We start from the raw sequence: 24,056 nt of genomic DNA on the forward strand, positions 1-24,056 counted from the left end.
TGCGGGAACGCTATTGTTTATGAGAAGAACTCACATTACAGCACACAATGGCGTCTTTCTTCAAAAGCGGGTAATGGTTCGTTCGTGAAGCGTCCATATCAAGCACTTATTTAGGGCTCCGTCCAAAAAAACAAGGGTGTCCCAGGCAGCCAATACATCGGCATGCCTGGGACACCCTATTGTGAAAACTTAAACTTAGCCAACCAGCCTGTTTAAGACTAAGGCACTCTTTCACTCCGTTCAACTCTATCTGCGGTAAGAACGGGGCTGCCGGGAACGTGGCGGACCCAGTATCTCCGCCCATACCAGCCCTTCCCGCAGCGCCTTGCGGTCAGCGGCAAATTCACGGCTGCCGCTAGGGCTGGAATCAGGCCGGGCCCCTTTTTTCCCCGGGTCCGCACCGGCTGCAGCCCCGTCAAATTGCAGATGCAGCCGCTCCAATTCCCGCTGCATCCGCTCGGCACGGGCCTGCACCCCATCCTCTTCCCCGGCTTGCTCCAACGAAAGGCCTTCGCCGGTTTCATAATCAGGTGAGGGGCGCTCCGAAGACTCCGGCCAAGCCGGAGATGCATCATACTCCGCCTCAGCTCTGGACGCGGCAGGCTGGCCCGGGTAAGCGGTACTTCCTCCGGGAACAGGAAATCCGCTGCGCTCTTTGGTATCGCCCCCATATTCCGGCTTGCTCTTCACACGCCGTCCAGGGTTCAAAGGATAGCCGTCCCCTCCGCCGAAGGTTGGCATTCCTCCACGCGGAGCGGAGCTCCCTTTATTTTTCCCCGCCTTGTTCAAGCCGGAAATGATTGCGATGATGATAATCGCGGCTACGTAGATCAAGCTGCCCATGGGAATTCACATCCCCTTATTTATTGGTTGGACGGCTGCTGTCGTCCCCATCATTTAGTTTGCCGAGCGAACCGCGCATTTGGGTGTCAGCTTCAATATTTTTGAGGTTCATGTAATCCATGACCCCAAGCTTGCCGGAGCGCAGCGCTTCCGCCATAGCCAGCGGCACCTGAGACTCGGACTCAACGACAAGCGCCTTCATCTCAACGACGCGGGCCTTCATTTCCTGTTCATGCGCGACCGCCATCGCCCTGCGCTCTTCAGCTTTGGCCTGGGCAATGCGTTTGTCTGCCTCAGCCTGTTCCGTTTGCAGATAGGCACCGATATTCTTGCCGACATCAACGTCAGCTATATCGATGGAGAGAATTTCAAAAGCGGTTCCGGAATCAAGCCCTTTAGACAAAACCGTCCGCGAGATGGAATCTGGATTCTCCAGCACGTCTTTGTGGGTGCTGCTCGAACCTACAGTTGTTACAATCCCTTCGCCGACACGGGCGATAATCGTTTCTTCACCGGCACCGCCGACGAGACGGTCGATATTGGCCCGTACAGTCACTCTCGCCTTTACCTTAACCTCGATGCCGTTCTTGGCTACAGCGGCAACAATCGGCGTCTCAATGACCCGTGGATTAACACTCATCTGCACAGCCAGCAGCACATCGCGTCCGGCTAGATCAATCGCTGCCGCCCGCGTGAATTCCAGGGGAATATCGGCACGCTGCGCAGCGATCAGCGCATTGACGACCCGGTCGACGTTCCCGCCCGCCAGATAATGGCTCTCCAGCTGATTGATGTTCACACCCAGCCCCGCCTTGGTGGCCTTGATCAGCGGATTGACGATCCGGCTTGGCGTAACCCGCCGCAGTCTCATCGCCACCAGGGTTATAATACTGATTCTTACACCCGCAGCCCAAGCTGAAACCCACAGCATGACCGGGAAAAAGCTGAAAAACACACTCAGCACGATGATCACAACAACCGCGATCAGCAAAATAGTAATTGTTGACGCTTCAATCATACCTCTTCCAACCTCCGTTACATTTAAATTCCATTCTCTTTACTTGCGGCTTCCTTCACGACCACACGTCCGCCTTCGACCTTGATCACTGAAATGGAAGCGCCAGCGGCAATAAAGGAGCCCTCAGTAACCACATCCACCCGCTCACCATTCAGGCTGGCCGTTCCGGCCGGGCGGAGCGGCGTGATGCTGACGCCTGAGGCTCCCACTAGACTTAGCTTCTCCAGCACAGGAACAAATCCCTGCTCCTTGGTAAGACTGTCCTGTAAAATAAACCTGTTCCAGATCCCCCGCTCCTTAAAAGTTACGGCTACTATTGTAATAACCACCGCCGCTGCGGCAAAAGCAATACCCAGGCTGAATAAAGCATGCGTATAGCTGTAAGCAGCCCTTACCACGCCTGCAACGAGGAACACTGAACCCAGCAGTCCAAGTATGCCAAAGCTAGGGACAAACAGTTCCAGAACCAGCATGACAAGTCCCAGAATGAACAGCAGCCAGGTTTCGGAACCGGCAAACCCTGCCACATAGTTGCCGAAGAAGTACAGCGCAAATGCCAATGTGCCAATGATCCCCGGAACACCGAAGCCCGGCACCAGCATTTCGATGACAATTCCCGCTATACCGATGAAGAGCAGAATCGTCATCACAATCGGATTTGTCAGAAAATGCGACATTTTTTCCGCACCGGTGTGCTCTACACGAAAAATGTCGTCTGTCGAATAGCCCAGCGAGGTGATGGCCTCCTCAGGTGTACTGGCAATGCTGTCTGCGTAACCCGCTTTGAGCGCTTCATCGCTGCTAAGTGCGATAATCTGGCCCTGTGCCTTGCTCACACCAAGTTCAGGCTTGTTCACCACAATATTTTTATCCATCATTCCGGCGGCTATTTCCGGGTCGCGCCCGTTCAGCTCAGCGGCACCGACCATTTTGGATTTCCAGTAGGATACCAGCTTGGCGTCGTCCACACTGCCGCCTTTGCCGTCCACCAGGGATGCCGCGCCGATCATGCTGCCCGGCTTCATGATGATGCTGCCCGCATTCAGCGCAATGTAACTGCCTGCTGAAGCCGCATCGCCGTTAATGTAGGCAGCGGTCGGAATCGTGCTGTCGCGCACCATCGTGCCGATCTGCTCGGCGGAGCTCACAAGACCCCCCGGGGTATCGATTTCCAGCAGAATCAGAACGGCCCCGTAGTTTGCTGCCTCCTGAAACCCGCGCGTAAGAAAGCTCTGCAGCCCCCGTTCGATCTCCTGATCAACCGGTATAATAAATACCGGACCGCTCTTAGGTTCTGCCGGACTAGTTGCCGGTGCGCGGGTTGCAGTGTTATCTGCGCTGACCACCCCCGCCATAGGCAGCAAAAACAGTACGAGTAAAAGTACAGAAATACCCGCTGCAGCCATTTTACGAATTTTTTTCAAGGCCTTCCCTCCCTTCCTCACCTATTTCCAGCGCATAATGCTTTAGTACGCCTTACAGGCAGATGCGTTTCAAAACGAAACTAGACAGAACAGCGGAAAAAGGGACACAGTATATGCCTATTTTATACTGTATCCCTAAAATAATCCGATAAACATATCACTATTTATCTTTGTGTAAACGAGTGCAAACGGTGACGCCGTGTTCAAAAAAGACGGTCTTTCCACCGCCATTCGCCTGCCGGCAATTCGGACAGGAGACCCCTTATTGGGGCAGATGAAGCGATTTTCGCAGGTCAAATAGAGCGGTATTTATACCTCTCTTTTGGCCCAGCAGGCTGTTCGCCGCGAGATCAGAGGTATTTATACCTCTCTTTTGGCCCCGCAGGCTGTTTTCCGCGAGATCAGAGGTATTTATACCTCTCCTTTGGCCCCGCAGGCCGTTTGCCGCGAGATCAGAGGTATTTATACCTCTCTTTTGACCCCGCAGGCTGTTTTCCGCGAGACAGAGGTATTTATACCTCTCCTTTGGCCCCGCAGGCCGTTTGCCGCGAGATCAGAGGTATTTATACCTCTCCTTTGGCCCCGCAGGCCGTTTGCCGCGAGATCAGAGGTATTTATACCTCTCTTTTGACCCCGCAGGCTGTTTTCCGCGAGACAGAGGTATTTATACCTCTCCTTTGGCCCCGCAGGCCGTTTGCCGCGAGATCAGAGGTATTTATACCTCTCCTTTGGCCCCGCAGGCTGTTTGCCGCGAGATCAGAGGTATTTATACCTCTCCTTTGGCCCGGCAGGCCGTTTTCCGCGAGATCAGAGGTATTTATACCTCTCTTTTGGCCCCGCAGGCTGTTCGCCGCGAGATCAGAGGTATTTATACCTCTCATTCCGACTCGCTGTGTCCCTTTTTTCAATAAAACGAAAAACACCCCTTATCAAAGGGGTGCTAGCGTTATATTATTGCAGAAATTGCAGAACCGCCTGGTTCACGAGTTTACCATCGGCGCGACCTTTTACCTTAGGCATCAGTGCGCTCATCACCTTACCCATTTCACTTTTCGAAGAAGCACCGGTTTCCTGGATGGTCTGCTGTACAATTACTTTAATTTCTTCTTCGGAAAGCTGATCTGGAAGGTATTTCATGATAATCTCGATTTCTGCCTTCGTACTCGCGGCAAGCTCGTCGCGACCCGCTGATTCAAATTCTTGGAGGGCATCTTTGCGCTGTTTGATTTCACGACTAAGGATATCAAGCACTTCGTTGTCGTCTAATGTTCTCTTCAAATCTATTTCAAGATACTTTATTGTAGAACGAACCATTCGAATCGTGGAGAGTGTGAACTTGTCCTTACTCTTCATCGCTTGCTTCATATCTTCGTTTAATCGTTCGCTAAGATTCATGCGTGGGTAATCCTCCTAAAACTTTCTCTTACGAGCAGCCTCAGACTTCTTCTTGCGCTTTACGCTTGGCTTTTCATAATGCTTGCGTTTCTTCACCTCAGCCAAGACACCATCCTTAGCAATGGAACGTTTAAAGCGACGAAGTGCAGCATCAATTGTCTCGTTTTTGCGAACTTTCGTTTCAGACACCAGTTTTCCCTCCCTCCGACCAGACCGTCCAAGAGCATAACAACACGGTTCATCAAATTTCATTATAGGTCAAAGCGAAATAAGGTGTCAACCTTCGTGTTATTCTTTTTTTGGGCCGGGTGCTTCCGCATTTGATTTCTGTCAGGCGTGGGATGTCGAGTTGCCGACAAGCGCACCTAATTTGGCACCGCCAAGCAAGTGATAATGGAGATGAGGCACGGCTTGTCCGCTGTCCGGTCCACAATTGTTAATGAGACGGTACCCGCTGTCCGCAATCCCGAGCTCTACAGCAATTTGCTGGGCCACAGCGTGAATCTCTCCGATCAGCGGAAGGTCCTCTGGTGCAACATCATTCATGGAAGCAATGAACTTCTTGGGTATGATCAGCACATGAACCGGGGCTGCAGGTTCTATATCATAGAAAGCCAGAATCCGTTCATTCTCAAAGACCTTTTTGGAAGGGATTGAACCCTCAATAATTTTGCTAAACACGGTTTCCATGGAATGCTTCCTCCTATTAGTTTTGGTAACAGTACAGCAAGTTCATTCAGCTTGTGCAAGCTATGCTTGGGAATGGCTTTTCTTCGCGGCATCATAATTTATGTCTATAATCATACAGGATAATTCACGATTGGGAAAGGCGCCGGGGAATATGCCAAGCATAAGTCACTTTGAACCTAGAATTCGTCTGGATCGTTATTGCAAAACCCGAAAATACCTTAATATGTTTTTTATTACATCTTTTATTTAAAAATAAAACTATTGATTTTACTTTTTATGGTAATAAAATAAAGATCGATAATAACTACCAGCCACAGATTGAATTGATCGGCAATATTGATCTGAACGTGGATGCTTTAGCCGGATCTTTACAGCATAAGACTAAAGCTTCGGAGCTGTCGGGTTAAGAGTAAACCGTCCAGAAGAACTGGAAGAGGTACTGCCTCATTCCATGAACTGATCCATCTTCCAAAAAGGAGTGATTCACTCATGAAAAATCATGTGATTTATCAGGCTTCTACCATGATTGCCCTGCTGAGCGGGCAGTATGACGGAGCAGTGAGTTTTGGCAAGCTGAAAGAATACGGAGATTTCGGCATTGGGACATTCCATCAGCTGGACGGTGAGATGATTGCCTTCGACGGAGGATTCTATCATCTGTACCCGGACGGCAGCGCCAGACAAGCAAGTATGGAGGAGAGCACACCCTTCTCTACCGTGACCTTCTTTGAGCGGGATCAGACCCTGCTGGTGCACACTCCCCTGGCGCGTAACGAGCTTGAACAGGTGATAAATACGCTCTTGCCGAGTCAAAATATTTTTTATGCGGTCCGGATCGACGGACATTTCCGCGAGGTGCACACACGCACGGTTTCGCATCAAGACAAGCCTTACAAGCCCTTTGTTGAAGTGACGGAGAACCAGCCGTCGTTCCATTTTGCGGAGGAAGACGGAGTGATCGCAGGCTTCTGGATGCCAGCGTTTGCCCAGGGGATCGGAGTCACAGGATATCATTTGCATTATATTAATGATGCCCGCAACGGAGGAGGACATGTTCTCGACTTTATAGTGGAGCACTGCACGATATCGATTTGCAGCAGTGAGGATTTCCGGTTGAAGCTTCCGCACCATGATGGTTATTTAAAAGCCGATTTATCAACTGCTTCACTCGATGAAGATATAACAGCAGCCGAAGGGTCCTGCTAAGCGGCTTATGCCTAACCAAAGGTTCATTTGCACAAAAAAAAGAAACACCCTGTTCAGCTCAGAAAGCTGATTCGGCGGCGGACGTATGAAAAGGAGAATGCTCCCGGTCATACGTCCGCCGAGGTGTTTCAAAGATGTCGGCTTAGCTGTATTATAACAAGGGGATGATGCTGTATCTGTGATCGTTATCACATTACCTGCCGGGCATCACATTTTTTCCAGAACAATCCGCGAGCCCCCGCCTCCCTGCTCTGCCGGGATGACAACCAGCTTGCGGGGCAGACGTGCTCTGAGTTCGGGAACGTGGCTGATGATGCCTACTGAGAGCTGGTCATTATGCAATCTTTCGAGCGAAGTGATGACTGTATCAAGCAGATCCGGGTCCAGCGTGCCGAAGCCTTCATCCAGGAAAAAGAATTGCAGCGGATACTGCCCCCGAAGCTGGATCTGCGCCGAAAGCGCCAGCGCCAGGGACAAAGAGGTCAGGAAGGTCTCCCCGCCGGACAAGGTGGATACAGGACGCCGCACCCCGCCATTCCCGTCATCCCGAATCACAAACCCTCCGCCGGAATCGACCTCAAGCGCATAACGCTGCTTGCTCAGGAAACGCAGCCGCTGTGAAGCGGCCTGGCATACCTGCATCAGCTGCTCCTCGGCAATATACTCCACAAAAGCATTTCCGCGCAGTACTGTTTGCAGCTTGGACAACCGGTCCTGAAGGGCTGCATGCTCCGCACGCTTGCCTTCCAGCTCCATCCAGCGGATATGCCGGTGCTGCAGATCTTCCAGATCGCGTTCAGCGCGGGCCCGGCCCTGCAGTGCAGTCTCATCGTCCTCCCTGCATCTACGCAGAGTCTCCTGACTTTCCTGCCATTCCTCTGCGCTCAACTCAGCCCCTTCCAGCTTCTCTTCAATATTCCGCAGCTGGAGCGCAACTTCAGCTTCACCGTCACGGTGGGCCCGCACACGGGCAGCAGCCTCTGCCCGTTCCTCCGGCGCAAGTGCAGCGCCTTCCACCTCGGGGGCGGAAGCAAATGCTGAGGTCTGCAGGCAATCCTCCCAAATGGAAACTGCGGCCTCAGCATGCTCACGGGCGGACTCCGCCGCCTGACGGCTGATAGCGGCTTCCTTCACCGCATGCTGTGCTTGTTCTGCTGCCGACCGGTGAACCTGCCTGCTGCTCTCCAGTCCGGTCTGCAGCTCCTGCAGGCGCTGCTCACACTCTGCCAGCAAAGCAGCGGCCGTACGGCCGCCGGTCCACTGGAGCAGGCGCTGCTCCTTCTCCCGCTCCAGCGCTTCTTTGCCTTCAAGCTGTGCGTTCCACTGGGCCAGGTCTCTGTCCAAAGCTGCAATCTCCTCCTGCAGCGCCTGCACGGAAGTGCTCTTGTCATCCAGAAACTTGACACTAATCTCCAACCGCCCTCTGATCTCCTCAGCCTGCTCATCCTTCTTCAGCATTTCACGGTAGGCATGTTCGGCTTCATCCGGCGCCAGCTCCGGAAATAGCCGTGACCATTCCTCCCGGAGCTCTCCCAGCTGCCGGTCGAGATCTCCGGCCTTGGCTGTCAGGCCTTGCAGCCACACTGCTTCGGCTTCCACCGCCGCAGCTTCCTTATGGCCCAGCTGCTGCTGCTCCTGCAAGGAACGCTGCCACTCTGCTGCAGTCCGGCGCAATTCACCGGAACGGGCCTTAAGCGCAGCGAATTCAGCTTCCAAGCGGGACAGCGCCTGCTCATCTGGAACTATGGCGGAGCCTGATGGAACAAGGGCTCCCGAGGAGCCCGAAGCTGCTGGACCTGAAGAAGCCGAAGCCAGTGATGGATCAAGGGAGTCCTGGGCTGCCTCAAGGCTGAGAGAATCCGAAGGCTGCGATGGATGAAAAGAATCCGAGGCTGCCTCAAGGCTGAGAGAATCCGAAGGCTGCGATGGATGAAAAGAGTCCGAGGCTGCCTCAAGGCGGAGAGAGTCCGAAGGCCGCGATGGATGAAAAGAGTCCAGAGCCGCTTCTGGGCTGGACGGGGCCGCAGAAGACGCGGTACCGCCGCGCTGCTCCATTCCTGCAGCCGCAGGCGCTGCGAAGGATTCTGCCGCACCTTCGCCGTATACCTGCTCCAGCCAGGCCACGTCTTGCTCCAGCAGGCTCCGGAACCAATGACGCGCTTCAAGCGCCCGTCTGCCCAGGGTCCGGGACTGTTCGAACTGACGTTCCAGCTCTTCCCGCCCGCCGCTGTCCTCTGCCAGCGCTGGCGCGGGGTGATGGAGGCTGCCGCAGACCGGGCAAGGCTGCCCGTCCTGCAGTTCACTGGCGAGCGAAAGAGAGAGCCGGTGCAGCTCTTGGCCCTTGAGCGCCGCCGCAAGCGTGCTTCCATGAAGCTCCAGCTGACCGGCGGCGGCCTCTGCTGCGGCCTCCCCGGCGCGCAGCTGTTCCAGGTGCAGCGCTGCGGCGGCGATCCCCCCGCCGCGCTGCGCCTCAAGCGAGCGCTGCCGTTCCCCGGCAGCGGCCAGCCGCGCCTCCGCCGCCGCGAGTACCGCGGCGCGCTCGGCGCGTTCACGTTCCGCCGTCTCCCGCTGGGAGGAGGCGGAACGCAGGCCTTGCAGCCGCTGCATGGCTTCCTGCAGCGACTGCCGCTCCTGGGAGCGGACCGCTAACGGCTGCAGGCTCTGCTGCAGCTCGTGCTGGCGCTTTTGGCCCTTGGCCAAAAGCTCACGCTCCCGGGCCATGCTCTCCCGCCGGGCAGCCAGCCCGCGGGAGGCCTCGTCGCGGCGCTCCAGCACCGCTGCGCGCTCGCGGCGCAAGCCGCCGAGCTCAGCTTCCAGCTCGAGCGCGCGGCGGTACGTATCCGCCCCCTGCCGGAGGGCGGGCTCCTCCGCAGCCAGCGCGGCCTGTGCCGCCGCTTCAGCTGCGGCCAGCTCCGCCGCCTTCCGCTCGGCGGCGGCGGCCTGCACCTCCTGGCCCTCCGCGCGGGCCAGGCGGCTCTTCCAGGCCTCTTCCGCACTGCGCCAGGCTTTCAGCGCAGGCAGCATCTTCTCGGCTTCGTCAGACTTGCCGAGCTTCTGCTCCAGCAGGAGGATGTCCGCCTCCTGCGCGAGCAAAGCCTGCCGCTGCCCCTCGCGCCGGGCGCGCTCGTCCTGCAGCTCGCGGATGCGGGCATACCGTTCCGCCCGCTGCACCGCCTCATCCAGCCGCTTGCGGCAGTCCGCCGCCTGCCGGACCGCTTCCTGCAGCCGTTCGGCGGCGGCCTCAACATCCGCCTTGCCTGCACTGCCCAGCCCCTGCTGTTCGGCCTCCAGCGCCCGCAGGGCAGCATCATTCTCCTTAACCCGGCGGCTGAGCTTCAGTGCCAGACCGTCGCCATACTGCTCCAGATGGAAGAGACGCTGGAGCATTTGTCTGCGGTCCACGCCGCGCAGCGACAGAAACTCGGCAAATTTCCCCTGGGGCAGCACAACGGCACGGGTGAAATCATCCATTTTGAGCCCGATATGCTCTTCCACGCACCGGGTAACATCCGCGAGCTTGTCGGCCATCACATGATCACCGTCTGCGGCAACCTCAATGAAACGGCTGATCGTATTGCTCACCGACTGGTCACCGGTCCGTTTGAATTTCCGTTCTACCCTGTAACGGCGGGGGCCGGAAGAGGAATTGAGCTCAAAAGTAAAAGCCACGCTAAGCTGGTCCTCGGAGTGGTTCATGATGCCCTGGGTCCCATTAACCGCACGCTCCACCTTCCCATACATTGCCAGCGTGATCGCGTCCAGCAGACTGGATTTGCCGCTTCCCGTCGGTCCGAAAATACCGAACAGCCCCGTCTCCGTCAGACTTCCAAAATCAATCTCCTGCTGCTCTCTATAGCTTTGGAGTCCGGCCACTTTTAGTAGAATTGGTTTCACTTCAGTTCTCCTCCCCTTCCGCAGGCTCGCGCCGCTCTTCTTCCGCCAGCTCCAGGAACAGCTCGATCAGGCTGTCCTCAGGCTCTGCCCCTCCGGTCTGCCGCTGATAGAATCTGCGGAACAGCTCCTGCACCGGCATGCGCGAGCGGGCCATCTCCTCAAGCTCCTGCTCCATCTGCGGATAAACCGGGCGGATATGTATAATCCCCTCGCGTGATTTGCGCAGCCGCTGGATATCATTCAGCGACATCGCTTCCGTGAGGCGGAGCTCCAGGTCAATAAAAGCCGTGGCATCCCGGCCTTCATCCAGCCAGCCGTAGACCTCCTGCAAGCCGCCGGAGGACTTCCAATTCACCAGTGGGCGGCCGCAGCGGAGATAAATTTCCTCAAAGGAGGGCTCCCCGCCAGGCGCAACCTCAATCAATGCCACAGACTTCGCCTGGCCGGCTTCGGAGAAGCTGTAGGCCAGCGGCGATCCGCTGTAACGGATCATGCCGTCGCCTTTGACCCGCTGGGCGCGGTGAAGATGCCCTAGCGCTGTATACTGTGCACCGCACGACAAAGCTGAAGGATCTACAGTGTACGCTCCGCCGACCTGAATAGGCCGCTCGGAATCACTCTCCACTCCGCCCAGCACATAGATATGGCTCATCGCCAGATTAACGGTCTGCGGCGTGAATTCCCGGCCCAGCAGATTCATCAGCCGGCCCACCCGGGCACTGTAGGCAAGGCGAAGCTCATCTTCTCCCGCATCCCCGGCAAGGAGCTCGCCAAGCCGTGCTTCGGAGGGGTAAGGAAGCGCAGCGATTTTGGCAACCTCGCCTGTCCGCACGGCATGAACCGTCACCGGTTCGGAGGTAGGCATACCTACCAGTGTAATGCCTTGTCTGCGGACAAGCGGGGATACGGATGCGACACGCTCAGGCTGATCATGATTGCCGGAAATGACTACAAGCGGCCTGCCATTTGCAGTCAGCCGGGCGGCTGCATCATAGAACAGCTGCTCTGCCGCTGCCGGCGGATTCACGGAATCGTAGACATCTCCCGCCATCAATATAAGATCTGCCTGGGAAGCATCGGCAATCTCCACCAGCTCATCGATGAACTGCTCCTGCTCCTTCTGCCGGCTTCTTCCTTCCAGCGTCCGCCCCAGATGCCAGTCTCCCGTATGCAAAATGCGCATTTACGCCCTCTTTTCCCCGCCCGTCATGCGGCTTTGATAGATTAATAGATTGCTTATATAGATAGATTAATAGATTCCAGTCATATCCAAGGATAGAGTTATAGCTTCACTGCATGTCCGCCGTCAAAAAAATACAGCCATATCTCATGGACCGGCTCCCCCAGAATGTCCAGCAGCGCCTTGCTGTACAGCTCCAGCTGAAAACGGTATTTCTCCTTGAGGGATTCCAGTCCGCCCTGATGCTCCAGCACAGCGTCGGTCTTATAATCCAGCAGAATCAGCCGCCCCGCTTCCCGGAACAGGCAGTCGATAACGCCTTGAATCAGGACTGATTCACCAAAGGCGGTGTTTCCTGCAGGAGCCTCAAGCCCCGATGCCGCTTCCTTCAGATACTCAAGGCCGAGGTAGGCTTCACCCGCCGGCACCATATAGCTGAACGGCTGCTCTCTTACTTTCCATGAGGCTCCGATCAGTCTGCGGCCCATTTCTCCTGTATAAAACGCCTCAATATCGCCAATTTCAACAGCCTCTGCCTGCTCGCCGGTAAGAATGGCCAGCCGCGTAAGACGCGCGATTGTGGCTTCCAGAACAGACCGGTCTACCTCACCCTCCAGCGGCACATGCTGCATAACGGTATGATAGGCTGTCCCCCGCTCTGATGGCGACAGGCCCCGCTTCTCCATAAACTTCGGACGCTGCAGATGCAGACTGTCCGTTCCTGCCACCCTGCGGCCCAGGCTGTGCTCTGCGCCAGCGGGCAGGGATTCTTCCAGCAAATCGTATGACGGCTGCTCCTGCATGGACAGCATCGATTTCAGTTCGGTGACTGAGGTTTTAGCGGGAATCCCGGATGCGGCCGCATAAGGATACACCCATTTCAGGCGTTCGGTTACTTCGGCCTCTCCTGGAGCGCTCCCGCGGGGAACACTGCGGCCGTGCCGGAGGGCTTCAAGCACGGCCTGCCGTTCCTCATGCTGATCTGCAGTACCGGGCGCAGCCAGGGCTGACCCTGAACTGAGCTCCTGCGCGTTCACCGCAGAGATGCTCCAATTGGAGGCATCGCCATGGAGCACCGCAGATACAGGTCCATTGGCACCTGCCAGCTTGCGGAGGACAGCTGCGCGGGGGTGGCGGATCAGCGCCGGTCCCACCCAATCCAAATAGCTGCGGCCCCGGGCCAGCATATGGTCTTCCAGCAGCATGTGCTCCCGGCCCTGCACACTGCTCCAGCCTGCAAGGGTGCGGGGTAAATCCCGCACGGTTCCGACCAGGATCATTTTGTCGCGCGGCCGGGTTAATCCGACATAGAGGACACGCATCTCCTCGGCCAGCAGTTCCAGACGGGAACGGCGGCTAATCGCCAGATAAGGCAGTGTCGGATAACTGACCCGGGTCTCCCGCTCTACAAAACGCGGCCCGAATCCAAGCTCTTTATGCATCAGGAAAGGAGAATACAAATCCTGGCGGTTGAACGGCTTGGCCATTCCGGCCAGGAAAACCACGGGAAATTCCAGACCTTTCGACTTGTGAATGGTCATGATCCGGACTCCCCCGGTTTCCTCGCCGGTTCCTCCCGCTGCCCCCAGGTCGCCGCCGTTTTCTCTCAGCCGGTTAATGAATACCAGGAAGCGGAACAAGCCGCGTGCATTGGTATCATTCTCAAACTGTACAGCCCGGTCATACAGCGCTGTAAGATTATTCTGGCGCTGAAAGCCGCCAGGCAGGCCGCCGGCCCATTCCAGATAGCCGCTTTCTCCGTAAATACGCCAAATCAATGTACTAAGGCTGCCCTGGCGGGCGGCAGTTCTCCAGCCCTCAAGCAGCTTCAAAAAAGCCCGAAGCTTCTTCTGAAGCTTTACAGAAATCTCCGGCTTAGCCGCTTCTCCTGCCATATTGTCTGCTAACGGGCCGCCTCCCGCCGTGCTTTCTTCATTAGACGCAGCGGGATCGGCAGCATGGGAAGCGTCTGACTTGAGCGCATGATGACCGCTAAGCCCATTCTCTGTCTCATGCTGCTCTCCGGCAGCCGCCAGCACTGCATCAAAAAATGAACCCTCGCTGCAGAGTCGCACCGCTGCCAGTTCTTCCTCACGCAGATTCACCACAGGCGAACGAAGGACGCCGGCCAGAGGAATATCCTGCCGGGGATTGTCCACAATCTGCAGCAGCGAAAGGGCAATTTCCACCTCGGTAGCCTGAAAATAGCCTTTATTCTGATCCCCATACGCCGGAATACCCTCCAGGCGCAGCTCTTCGACCATCAGCGGAGTCCAGATCCGGGCAGACCGCAGCAGAATCACAATGTCTCCGTAGACAACGGGCCGCATGATCTTCAAGGCTTTATCATAGATCATCAGCGGCTCGCCGCCGCTCATGCCGGTCATCTGGGAGATGCGCCGGACGATGGCTCTTGCTTCAAGCTGTGCGGTTTCACTCTCCATGGCTTCATTTTCTTGCGGAGGAAGCTCCCCCTCCTCAGCAGATTCTTCTGCACGTGAAGACGATGATGCTCCCCTGTCAATAAGCAGCAGCTCAGGGGCAAAATAAGTATCCGGCCCCTTCTCCGCCGCACCCGGAAAATAGGCTCCGTAAACCAGCTCTGCCCGCTCATCGTAACTTATTTCAGCAACAGTACTGTCCATAATCTGCCGAAAAATCATATTCACGGCATTCACGACCTCCAGACGGCTGCGGAAATTGCGGGCCAGATCAATAACAGAGCCGCCGCCGGGCCTGCCCGGTTCAAGGGTTTCAGCAGCCGCAGCAACCTCCTGGCTGCCGGTTAAGGCATCATTGCTGCTGTCCGCGGCTGAACCAAAGCTCCTGTATTTATCTAGGAACAATCCCGGCTCCGCCAGCCGGAAACGGTAAATGCTCTGTTTCATATCTCCGACCATAAAACGGTTCCCCGGCGATTCCCGGGAAATCAGCCGCACAATTTCCTCCTGCACGCTGTTCGTATCCTGATATTCATCCAGCAGGACCTCGTCGAACTGGTCCCGGTACTCCATCGCCGCATCCGAAGGCAGCGAATGTCCGGGTTCTGAATCTTCATGCCGCAGGATTTGCAGACAATAATGCTCCAGGTCGCTGAAATCGACCATTCCCCGGCCTGCCTTCTCAATCCGGTAGCGTTCCCCGAATTCGATGACCGTCTCAGCCAGCTCCCGCATCAGCGGAGCGGCCTCATGCAGTTCACCCAAAAAGGCTTCAGCGGGGCGGCCAAAAAGCGATTTTTGCAGCTCCAGCAAGCTTTTCTTCACATTATCGCGCAGTTCCTTAACCCGCTCCTGCAGCCCCGGGTCGGTCGAATCCTTCTTGCAGGCCTTCAGCTTCCCAAACGATATTTCGATAAAAATATCATACAGCTCGGCCCACGGACGGAATTCCAGCGCTTCCTGCAGCGACTGCACCATTTCCAGATCCGCAGCCAGACTATCTGCGTAGGGGGCGGGGCCGCCGGGCTGCAGGGCAATTTCCCGGCCCTGGCGGAGCTGGCTCGCCGCTCCGTCCAGCGTGAGCTTCGCTTCCGCCAGAATGCTCTGCACCCACGGTGTGCGGCTCAGCGCATCCGTATCCGGCAGCGAGAAGTCCGCTGCGGTGTCCCGCAGCCACTGTGCCGGCCAGGGATGGCTGCGCGCAAAATCATGCAGCCGCTGCACCAGGGAATGGACGGCATCATCGCTGCGCTCGCCGCTGAACCAGTCAGCCAGCCGCACAAACACTGTATCTTGCCCGTCTTCGGCAACTTCTCCATATTTCTCTTCCAGCAGCTCCTCCAGCAGCTCCTGGCGCATCATCTCCGCCTCATGCTCATTCAGAATCCGGAAACCCGGATCAATGGGGATGAGCTGGTAATAACGCCGGATCACCTCCAGGCAAAAGGAATGCAGCGTGGTAATCGAAGCTCTGCCAAGCAGGGCAAGCTGACGGCGCAGATGCTCATTGCCATGGCTTCCTTCCTCTTCCCCGGAGCTTTCTTCCTCCAGCTTCCGTTCCAATGCCTCGCGGATACGCTGCCGCATTTCAGCAGCCGCTGCTTTGGTAAAGGTAGCCACCAGCAGCCTGTCCACACTGAACCCGTTCTCCTCATTGCTGATTTTACGGATAATCCGCTCCACCAGGACTGCTGTTTTGCCGGAGCCCGCCGCCGCCGCGACCAGGATATCGTCACCGCTCTCGGCAATGGCGCGCCACTGGTCATCGCTCCATAGGCTGCCTTCCGGTTTCGGTTCTATTTCGGCTCTCCGTATCATGGCTTCTCTCCTCCTTCGCGGGACAGCAGGTCCCAAATGACTTCCTTCCCCGGCTTGCCGAGATTGTTGTAGGCATTGCCTTCCACAGCCTCATCGAATTGGCATACCGGCCGGTAAGAGCAGAAGGTACAAGCCGTTTCCTGTTGTATCCGGTAGGGCTGGATCGCTACATCCCCTTCAGTAATGCGTGTCCCGATATCAGAGATGGTGCTGCGCACCGAGGACAGCAAATGCCCCCACTGCTCGGGAGTAGCCACCGAAGCGCTGCTGTAAAAACTCCCGTCGCTCTTCAGCGCCACCGGCACGATTGAAGAATGTCCCTTATCCAGAGTGGTATCCATCAGGGAGATCACTTCACGGTCTGCTGTCAGCAGCCCCTTCATCTTGAACCGCTTCATCAGCTCCTGCTCTGCCTGCTCGCGGTTCAAGCCGTTCGCAGAAGTCAGCAGCGGATCATGCACATGGAAATAGAGCGTTCCGGCCGGCAGCGCAGTTTGGCCGAGCCACTGCTCCGAATACGTAAGCAGAACATCCAGGTAGGTCAGCATTTGCAGGGACAGTCCGTAATAGACCTCATGAAGTTTGAGGTCCTTCTGGCTTGATTTGTAGTCAATGACCCGCAGCAGGATGCCCTGTTCGCCTTCAGCCATATCCACGCGGTCGATCCGGCCCACTACCTCCATCACACAGCCGTTCGGCAGTGTAATCCTCAGCGGCGGGAGATCCTTGCCCGGGCCAAAGTCCAGCTCCAGCCCCACCGGCTCAAAGCTGCCCCTTCTGGCATGTTCACCGAGGATGACAGAGGCGCGGCCGACAATGTTTTTGAGCTTGCGGGAGATGTATCCGTAGCGTTTGCTGCTCATTAGAATTTCGCCTTGCAGCAGCGGAGAGAGCCGGTCCACGGTCTCTCCGGCTTCACGGCGGCATTCCTCCGCAGACATGCTTCCCCAGCTCCGTCCCTGCTTCTGCAGCCGCAGAGCCATATCGCTGAGAGCGGCATGAAACAGTTGTCCAATGTCAGGGGCCTGCAGCTTATAAAGCTGGCGTTCCTTCAATCTCAGTCCGTAAGAAGCAAAATGCGAGAAGGCGCAAGCCACGAACTTCTCCATGCGCGACACACTTCCGCGAAGCGTTGTCCCGCCGTACAAGCGCAGACTGGTCTCCCGCTTCAACCGGATTCCTTCATTGCGGTAGAACAGGGAGCCGAGCAGCCGTTCCAGCTTCGGTCTATACTCCACATCGGCGATAAACCAGTTATAGGCATCCCACCAAATCTCGGGAATCTCCACCCCCTGGCGATATTGCCGGAGCTGCATAATGAGCATGCGCAGCGTCTGCTCCGGCTGGCTGACAAAGCTCATATGCAGCGCCTCGAGAGTCTCTGCATCGTCTGAGACTCCAGCTGCAGACGATGGAAATCCGGAAACGAAATGCTCTTTCAGTGCTCCAGAATACATGCCGTGCAATTGGCGGATGATTTCCGATGGCAGCAGCGCCTTGCCCTCTTCATCCGCAGTCGCATAGCTGATCCAGAGCTTGCGGCTCGCCGTAGTGAGTGTATTGTAGATCAGAAAGCGCTCATCGAGCAGCTTGCGGGAAGAGCCGGGAGCAAGCTCCATTCCCGCATTCTCCAGCAGCAGACGCTCCCCTTCCGAGAGAATACCGTCTTCCTTGAACTGGGCAGGAACAACCCCTTCATTAAATCCCAGCAAAAAGGCATATTTGACACCCGATACCCGGGTGCGGTCCATATTCCCTACCAGTACCTGATCCAGTGCGGGGGGCACAAGTCCCATCTTCAGTTCAGCCAGACCTGTCTCCAGCACCCCGGCGAAAACTTCAAACTCCATTCTTTCCTTGCCCATCATTTCCGCAATCTGATCCAGGAGGTCCAGCACCGCCCCCCACAGCTGCGTATGCTCCCGGGCTGCCTCAGGCTGTCCAAGCTCCAAAGCCTGGGCACTCATCTGCTCCAGCTTGCGCGCGGCATCCATATCCTGCAACAGAAAATATACCGCTTTGCACAGTTCCAGACCGCTGCGGCTTTTTTTGATCCGCTGTTCAAAAGCCTGCAGCGGACCCGTAATCACCCTACGGCACGCCTCCATTCTGGCCAGCAGCTCTTCATCCACAACTCTGGCTCCCTCCAGCGAAAGGCTTGGAATTCCTCTCCAGGATCGGCCATCCGTCCAGCGGTAGCCCTGTATGCCGCAGGCCAGCACGTAATTCTCCAGCGCATCCATATCCGCACGGGTCACACTGCGGTCCAGCGGCAGCAGCAGCTCTGTCTTCACACAGCGGAACACATCCTCATACCGCCACCGGCGGCGCACCACATCAAAGGCAGAGCGGATAAATTCCACCAGCGGATGATGCAGCTCGTTCATTTTTTGGTCAAGGAAGAACGGGATTCCGTAATCCTGGAACAAGGGGGCCACAAGCTGCTCATAATCGGCTATATTGCGCATGAATACGGCCATCTCCCCGTATTTGGCCCCTTCCTCACGGGCGAGCCGCAGCATTTCCCGCAGGCTTCCCTCCACCTCGGCTCTGCGCGAGGCTGCCGCTGTAAGGGTAATGGCCTCTGCAACGGCAGAAGCTGTACCGGTCCAGCGGTTCCGGCGTCCAAACCCCCGCTCCAAATGCGCAAGGACAGGACTCCCGGCAAACCGCGGCAGCACCGGCGGCGCCAGCAGATCGTCCCATACCGTCAGCCCCATTTCTTCAGCCATTCCTCGCAGCTTGATGAAGGTTACTGCGGCAGGATGGAACAGCTCTAATTCATGAGGCTGCAATCCCGGAGGATAAATCCGGTCCAGCGTCAATGCAACTGTAACCTTAGCGGCATATTGCATCAGCTCCCGCAGCACAGCAAATTCCTGTGTGGTGAAGCCGTGAAAGCCGTCGACCCAAATTTCCGAACCACGAATATATGAGGATTCCTTAATATGCTCCGCCAGCTCAGCGAGGCGGTCCTCTTCATCAATGTACAGCTGGGACATTTCCTGTTCCAGCTCGCTGAACACGATATGTAAATCATCGAGCTTGTGGGCAAGAATCGGGCTTCTCCCAATAGAGCCACGCATGATGGATAACTGCTCCTCCAGATCAGCTGCACCCAGACAGCAGCGCTTCAGCTCCGTATGAAGCTGGCTAAGCCGTTCTACAAAACCCGGTCTGTCGCTTGATGCCCCGAACAGCTTCAGCTCTTCCTTGCGGCGGCTGATAATCTTGTAGATCAGCATCTTCTTGCCTTCCTCGCTGATCGGCAGGCTGGCGCTGCCACCGGTCTCCTGCTTCACCCGGTAGGCCAGCCGCGAGAAACTCAGGGTCTGGGCGCGGATGCTCCCCTTCGTCTTGCCCGTCTTCAGCAGCCCTTGCTCCGCACCAAAGGAGCCCTGCTCCGGAACAAGCACGATCATCGGCGCACCCAGCGGGTCCGACTCCAGACGGGAGGCTACCGTCTCCCGGATTTTTGTTGTCTTGCCGCTGCCCGAGCGGCCAATCAAAAAGTGTACCGTCATCACAGTAGACCCCTTCCATAGCGGAGAATAGGTTCAAAGGTAAAGTAAAACTAAAAATATCTAATCTATTTGGTTAATCCTACTATGACTATGCATTTATTTACGAGAGTAAAAGGCGGTATACGCGCATCTTAACTGCATGAATACATATACTATAGTAATATATTGCTGGCTAAAATTCGAAAATTTCAGATGAACCCGTCCCAATAGTATAGCATACCTCTTCCAGCAAGAACATATGTTTGCCATTCTTTTCATATATGATTCAAAAAAAGAGACCCATGATCAACACGGGCCTCCTCTGTTATTTCACATTCTCAGTCATTATACGGCGTTTATATGCTGCGCACCTCAAAAATGGCAAATTTCAAGTAGTGGCCTTCGTCCACACCGAGAATTTGCGGGTGGTCTTTGCCGGCGGCCCGCCACTCAATGAGACGGAGTACTTTACCGGCATCCTTCGCCGCTTCGGCGATGGTGTCGAGGAACAGCTGCGGCTGCATGTGGTAGGAGCAGCTTGCTGTTACGAGATAGCCGCCTTCGTTGACGAGCTTCATGCCGTGCAGGTTGATGTCCTTATAGCCGCGGCAGGCTCCAGCCACCGCACTTTTGGTCTTAGCAAAAGCAGGCGGGTCAAGGATAACGACATCCCAGGTGCGCCCGCCTCCGGCAGTCATTGGCTTAGCGGTATCTGTTTTGGCGGCAGGTTTGGTGCCCGGTTTGACATCGGTTTTACCGGTGGCCCGCTCGGTGCGCTCTTCCAGACCTTTTACCTGATTGCGCAGGAAGGCAAAAGCATCATCTACCACAAACTCCACCCGGTCGCTGAAGCCGTTCAGCTCTACGTTGGCTTTGGCGCTCTCGATGGCATGTGCGGAAACGTCCAGGCAGGTGACCTTCTTGGCTCCGTATTTGCAGGCATGGAGGGTGAAGCTGCCGGTATGCGCGAAGCACTCCAGCACTGTTGCACCGTCCCAATAAGGGAAGGTAACCGGCTTGCCGCTTTTGTTAACCGGAAGGGTCTGAACCGTTCCATCCTCTGCCGCGATCCTCTGCAGCGTGATCCCGCTGCGCCCGCCCCAGCCTTGGATCAGCGGAGCAATGGAAGCCCGGTTCTCGCGCTGGTCAAAAAAGTACCCTGTCTTCTGTCCCTCTTCTATATCTACGATCACCTTCAGGCCATTCTCGCTCACCGTAATGTGGCGCGGGCACTCCCCATACAGCACTCCGGTTCTCTGTTCCAGCCCTTCCAGCTCACGGACGCTGACATCGCTGCGCTCATATATGCCGCGCGGGGCAACGACCTCCACCAGCGCCTGCACAATCTGATCGCGGCACTTGTCCATACCGAGCGTCAACAGCTGCACTACCAGGACTTCGCCGAACCGGTCGATAATCAGGCCGGGCAGAAAATCGGCTTCGCCATAGACCAGGCGGTACGCATCCGCTCCCGGCAGAAACCGTTGTCGATGGCGCAGACAGCTGGCAAACCGCCCGGCAAAAAAAGCGGTATCCATAGCCGCCAGCGGATTCCGGGCGAGAATCCTCACCCGGATCTGCGAAGCGGGATTGTAATAACCCGTCCCCAAATATCTCCCTTGATGATTAAGCACATCCACCAATCCGCCAGGCTGCGGATCTCCGTCTACAGATGCTACCTCGCTGGCGTAGACCCATGGATGGCCCTGCTCGAGTCTTTTTTTACGGCTGCGTTCCAAAATAACTGATGCCAATACTTTCAACTCCCTGTTCTTGTTGATGAATTCTATACATGTCCATTTCGCTGCATTCATATATTGGTGTACAACCCCGTTCAAAGGAGCTTGCCCTTATGATCCGTGATCTGCTGTTCCCTGTCATATATGGCCTTGTTATTTTCCTCGCCGGCATGAAGCTGATGGAAGCGGCGCTGGCAAAGCTCGCCGGCCCTCTGCTTACGCGAAGCCTGCATACAGCAACCTCCACACCGTTAAAAGGCCTGATCGCCAGCAGCCTGCTGTCGGCACTGCTGCAGAGCAGCACCGCCGTAACGGTGCTGACGATCGGCATGGTTAATGCCGGACTGCTGACGTATGCCCGGACACTGGGCATCATCCTAGGCAGCAACATCGGCACCTGCCTGACCACGGAGCTGATCGGCCTGCAGATCAGCCGGATGGCTGCGCCGCTGCTGGTCGTGTCGCTGTGCCTGTGGGCGGCGGCCGTCATGCTTGGCGAGCTGCCAGCCCCAAGCATACGGGTGGCCGACTCCTGCCGCAGGCTGTCTACACCGCTGCAGTTCATCAGCCTGGCCGCAGCCGGCTTTTCGCTTGTCCTGTGGGGCATCGCGGTCATGCAGTCGATCGGTCCGGTTCTCCAGGCCAGCGGCTTGTTCCGCTGGTTCCTGGACCATGCCGCAACCAGCGCGCTCTGGGGTCTGGCTGCCGGAGCCTGCCTGACGGCGATGCTGCACAGCAGCGCGGCCGTCATCGGCATGGCGATGGGCCTCGCCAGCTCGGGCGTCATGCCGCCTGAGCTCGGTATCGCCATCGTGCTAGGCGCCAACGTCGGTACCTGCTTCACAGCCGTAATCGCCGCAATCGGCGGCTCGGCTTCCGGCAAATTCGTCGCCGGGTCGCATGTAGCGCTTAATGTCGGCGGCGCCCTGCTGTTTCTGCCTTTTATCCAGCCGCTGCAGGTCTTGTCCGCCTGGATTGGCGGCGGTCCGGCCGCCCAGCTCGCCCATGCCCAGACGATCTTCAATGTCGTCTGCTCCCTTGGCGTGCTGCCGCTGTGCTACCTGCCGGTATGGACCCGGCTGGAGAAACGGCTGCAACCGTAACCGCTTGTGCTTCCGGGGGAACCGGAACCCCAAGCTTCAACCGGGACGCGCCAGCATGCTTGGCACTGTATGATGCTGTATCATTATACTTCAATCCGCGCTGCAGTTCTAATGCTATTCAAGAACAAAACGGCTGCGGTGTCCTTGACTGGATAAGGCAGCCGTTTTGGATTTCAGTTTAGCATTGCCTGGAGAACCCTTTATGCATCCTTCGGCAGTTCCAAGTGGAAAAAGGGAGACTAACTTGCTCGTGCACCATGTTCCGCGCAGGTTAAGTGGAAAAAGGGTAACTAATTCAGCTCATTTCACTCCTGGCGAAGGAATATGGCCCCATTAAGTTTCCTTTTTCCGCTTAAACCTCACATTTGTTGATTTCAGGAAGAAATAAGTTCCCTTTTTCCAACTAGCATTGCTCATTTGCTTCTTCGCAGCGCTAGTTGGAAAAAGGCTATCGAATCCGGCTAATTTCTACCCTAATTTCCTCTAGAGTAAAGGGCTGGATTTAAACCAGCCCCTCCTCATCAAACCGTACGTGAGGTTTTCCCTCATACGGCTTTCCGATGTTTGTCATTCATGGGCATGCAGATCACAATAGCGTTTTTAGTCCATGCATGTTGGCCATATGCTTAACCTCAGATAATGAACTCATCCATCTCCTACGTTGTCTCTTCTTCGCATACCACCGGGTTAATCTCTGCAAAATATACCAATCCAGCTTAGCTAACCTCTTTTGGCTATAGTTCGTGTAGTAGTAATTTCTCCATCCTTGAATTTTTGGATTGAGCCATTCCACCTGTTCCGCGAACGATCTTGAGCGCATGCTCGGCGGTGCTAATCTGTTTTTGACCACGCCTCGGATCCGTTCCTCTGCCTTCTTCGTTAGCCACTGTTGCGTGGTATAATATACCTTCCCTTGAGAAGTTTCTGCTTTCGTTTTTCGGTGGTGCATTCCTAAAAAGTCGAACCCTTCGTCTCCTGTCCACAAGCCTACAATTCGGGTTTTCGTCGGGTGTAGGGTGAGTTCCAGACGTTCCATGATTCTGCGTATGAGTTCATACGCATGTTCGGCGTCCTTTTTGGTTTTGCAGACCACTACAAAGTCGTCTGCATACCTTGTCAGTTCTCCCATTCCACTTCCGTGTTTCTCCCACAATCGGTCAAAGTAGTTCAGGTAGATATTCGCCAGCAGCGGTGAAATGACGCCACCTTGCGGAGTGCCTAAATCAGATCGCTTTACGTTTCCTTCTTCCATGACTCCCGCCTGTAGCCACTTCCGTATACATTTCAGGATCCGCCTGTCATTGATACGCATCTGTATCAATTTCATGAGCTTCTCTTGATTAATATTGTCGAAGTAACCTTGGATATCGACGTCGACTACCCAATTCCCTTTGCGGTTGCAGGCTTTCCGGATTCGATCCAGCGCTCCTTTCGCACTTCGTTTCGGACGAAATCCGTAAGAGACTTCTTCAAAGTCTGCTTCAAAGATGGGTTCAATTACCAGCTCAGTTGCCATCTGTATGACGCGGTCGCGCACAGTGGGTATGCCTAGCGGCCTTGGCTTCCCATCTTTCTTTGGGATATAGTGCCGCCGTACAGGTTGCGGTTGGTAGCTGCCTTCTTTCAATTCTCGCTCACAGTACTTGAGGAATGCTGTTTCTCCTTGTTCCCCAATATCTGCGAGTGTCACGGCATCTACTCCTGCCGCTCCCTTGTTCGCTTTCACGCGTTTCCAGGCTTCACACAGCACATCCCACCGATAGACTTTGTCGTACAAGGCATGGAATTTACGCTTCTTGTTC

General features: G+C 55.9%; 14 protein-coding genes. 2 read left to right on the top strand and 12 right to left on the bottom strand.

Annotated elements, in window-relative coordinates; translation table 11 throughout:
* Positions 1-246: 246 nt before the first annotated feature.
* The 6 genes from BLQ82_RS12000 to BLQ82_RS12025 all read right to left on the bottom strand — a co-directional run bounded on the left by BLQ82_RS12000 (position 247) and on the right by BLQ82_RS12025 (position 5,370).
* Positions 247-843, bottom strand: coding sequence for a hypothetical protein (locus tag BLQ82_RS12000; RefSeq protein ID WP_062526929.1), 597 nt, complete (start codon positions 841-843; stop codon positions 247-249).
* 16 nt (positions 844-859) lie between these two features.
* Positions 860-1,861 carry a flotillin-like protein FloA gene (gene floA / locus BLQ82_RS12005; protein WP_020426369.1) on the bottom strand — a complete coding sequence of 334 codons (1,002 nt, stop codon included), beginning with the start codon at positions 1,859-1,861 and terminating at the stop codon, positions 860-862.
* Between the two features lie 23 nt (positions 1,862-1,884).
* On the bottom strand, positions 1,885-3,216 hold the full coding sequence (locus BLQ82_RS12010; protein ID WP_425281115.1) for an NfeD family protein: 1,332 nt from the start codon (positions 3,214-3,216) through the stop codon (positions 1,885-1,887).
* A 1,020-nt stretch (positions 3,217-4,236) separates the two neighbouring features.
* Positions 4,237-4,680, bottom strand: coding sequence for a GatB/YqeY domain-containing protein (locus tag BLQ82_RS12015; protein WP_020426367.1), 444 nt, complete (start codon positions 4,678-4,680; stop codon positions 4,237-4,239).
* A 15-nt stretch (positions 4,681-4,695) separates the two neighbouring features.
* Positions 4,696-4,869 carry a 30S ribosomal protein S21 gene (rpsU, locus tag BLQ82_RS12020; protein ID WP_005547957.1) on the bottom strand — a complete coding sequence of 58 codons (174 nt, stop codon included), beginning with the start codon at positions 4,867-4,869 and terminating at the stop codon, positions 4,696-4,698.
* A gap of 141 nt (positions 4,870-5,010) precedes the next feature.
* Positions 5,011-5,370 (bottom strand): histidine triad nucleotide-binding protein, encoded by a 360-nt coding sequence (locus BLQ82_RS12025; RefSeq protein ID WP_042267300.1) that lies wholly within the window; start codon positions 5,368-5,370, stop codon positions 5,011-5,013.
* A 489-nt stretch (positions 5,371-5,859) separates the two neighbouring features.
* Between BLQ82_RS12025 and budA the strand changes: the two genes are divergently transcribed.
* Positions 5,860-6,576 (top strand): acetolactate decarboxylase, encoded by a 717-nt coding sequence (gene budA / locus BLQ82_RS12035; protein WP_062526925.1) that lies wholly within the window; start codon positions 5,860-5,862, stop codon positions 6,574-6,576.
* 207 nt (positions 6,577-6,783) lie between these two features.
* On the opposite strand, the gene BLQ82_RS12040 is transcribed toward budA, so the two are convergent.
* The 5 genes from BLQ82_RS12040 to BLQ82_RS12060 form a co-directional block, all read right to left on the bottom strand.
* A complete protein-coding gene (locus tag BLQ82_RS12040) occupies positions 6,784-10,470 on the bottom strand; it encodes an AAA family ATPase (RefSeq protein WP_074648176.1) in 3,687 nt (1,228 codons plus the stop codon).
* A gap of 1 nt (position 10,471) precedes the next feature.
* Positions 10,472-11,653: an exonuclease SbcCD subunit D gene (locus tag BLQ82_RS12045; protein ID WP_062526921.1), complete on the bottom strand. Its 1,182-nt coding sequence runs from the start codon at positions 11,651-11,653 to the stop codon at positions 10,472-10,474.
* Positions 11,654-11,751: 98 nt separating this feature from the next.
* Positions 11,752-15,909 carry a UvrD-helicase domain-containing protein gene (locus BLQ82_RS12050; RefSeq protein WP_062526919.1) on the bottom strand — a complete coding sequence of 1,386 codons (4,158 nt, stop codon included), beginning with the start codon at positions 15,907-15,909 and terminating at the stop codon, positions 11,752-11,754.
* The gene (gene addB, locus BLQ82_RS12055; protein ID WP_074648178.1) at positions 15,906-19,433 is read right to left on the bottom strand and encodes a helicase-exonuclease AddAB subunit AddB; all 3,528 of its coding nucleotides are present in this window, start codon (positions 19,431-19,433) and stop codon (positions 15,906-15,908) included. Before addB ends, BLQ82_RS12050 begins: the two co-directional genes overlap by 4 nt.
* 335 nt (positions 19,434-19,768) lie before the next feature.
* Entirely contained in the window at positions 19,769-21,166 is a 1,398-nt protein-coding gene (locus BLQ82_RS12060) for a class I SAM-dependent rRNA methyltransferase (RefSeq protein ID WP_062526914.1), read from the bottom strand.
* Between the two features lie 98 nt (positions 21,167-21,264).
* On the opposite strand from BLQ82_RS12060, the gene BLQ82_RS12065 reads away from it, so the two are divergent.
* Entirely contained in the window at positions 21,265-22,254 is a 990-nt protein-coding gene (locus BLQ82_RS12065; RefSeq protein WP_062526912.1) for a Na/Pi cotransporter family protein, read from the top strand.
* 586 nt (positions 22,255-22,840) lie between these two features.
* Here the strand turns inward: BLQ82_RS12065 and ltrA are convergent.
* A partial coding sequence (gene ltrA / locus BLQ82_RS12070; protein WP_074648192.1) for a group II intron reverse transcriptase/maturase occupies positions 22,841-24,056 on the bottom strand: 1,216 nt, incomplete at its 5' end.

This window comes from Paenibacillus jilunlii (assembly GCF_900102965.1).
Classification (GTDB): Bacteria; Bacillota; Bacilli; order Paenibacillales; family Paenibacillaceae; genus Paenibacillus_AQ; species Paenibacillus_AQ jilunlii.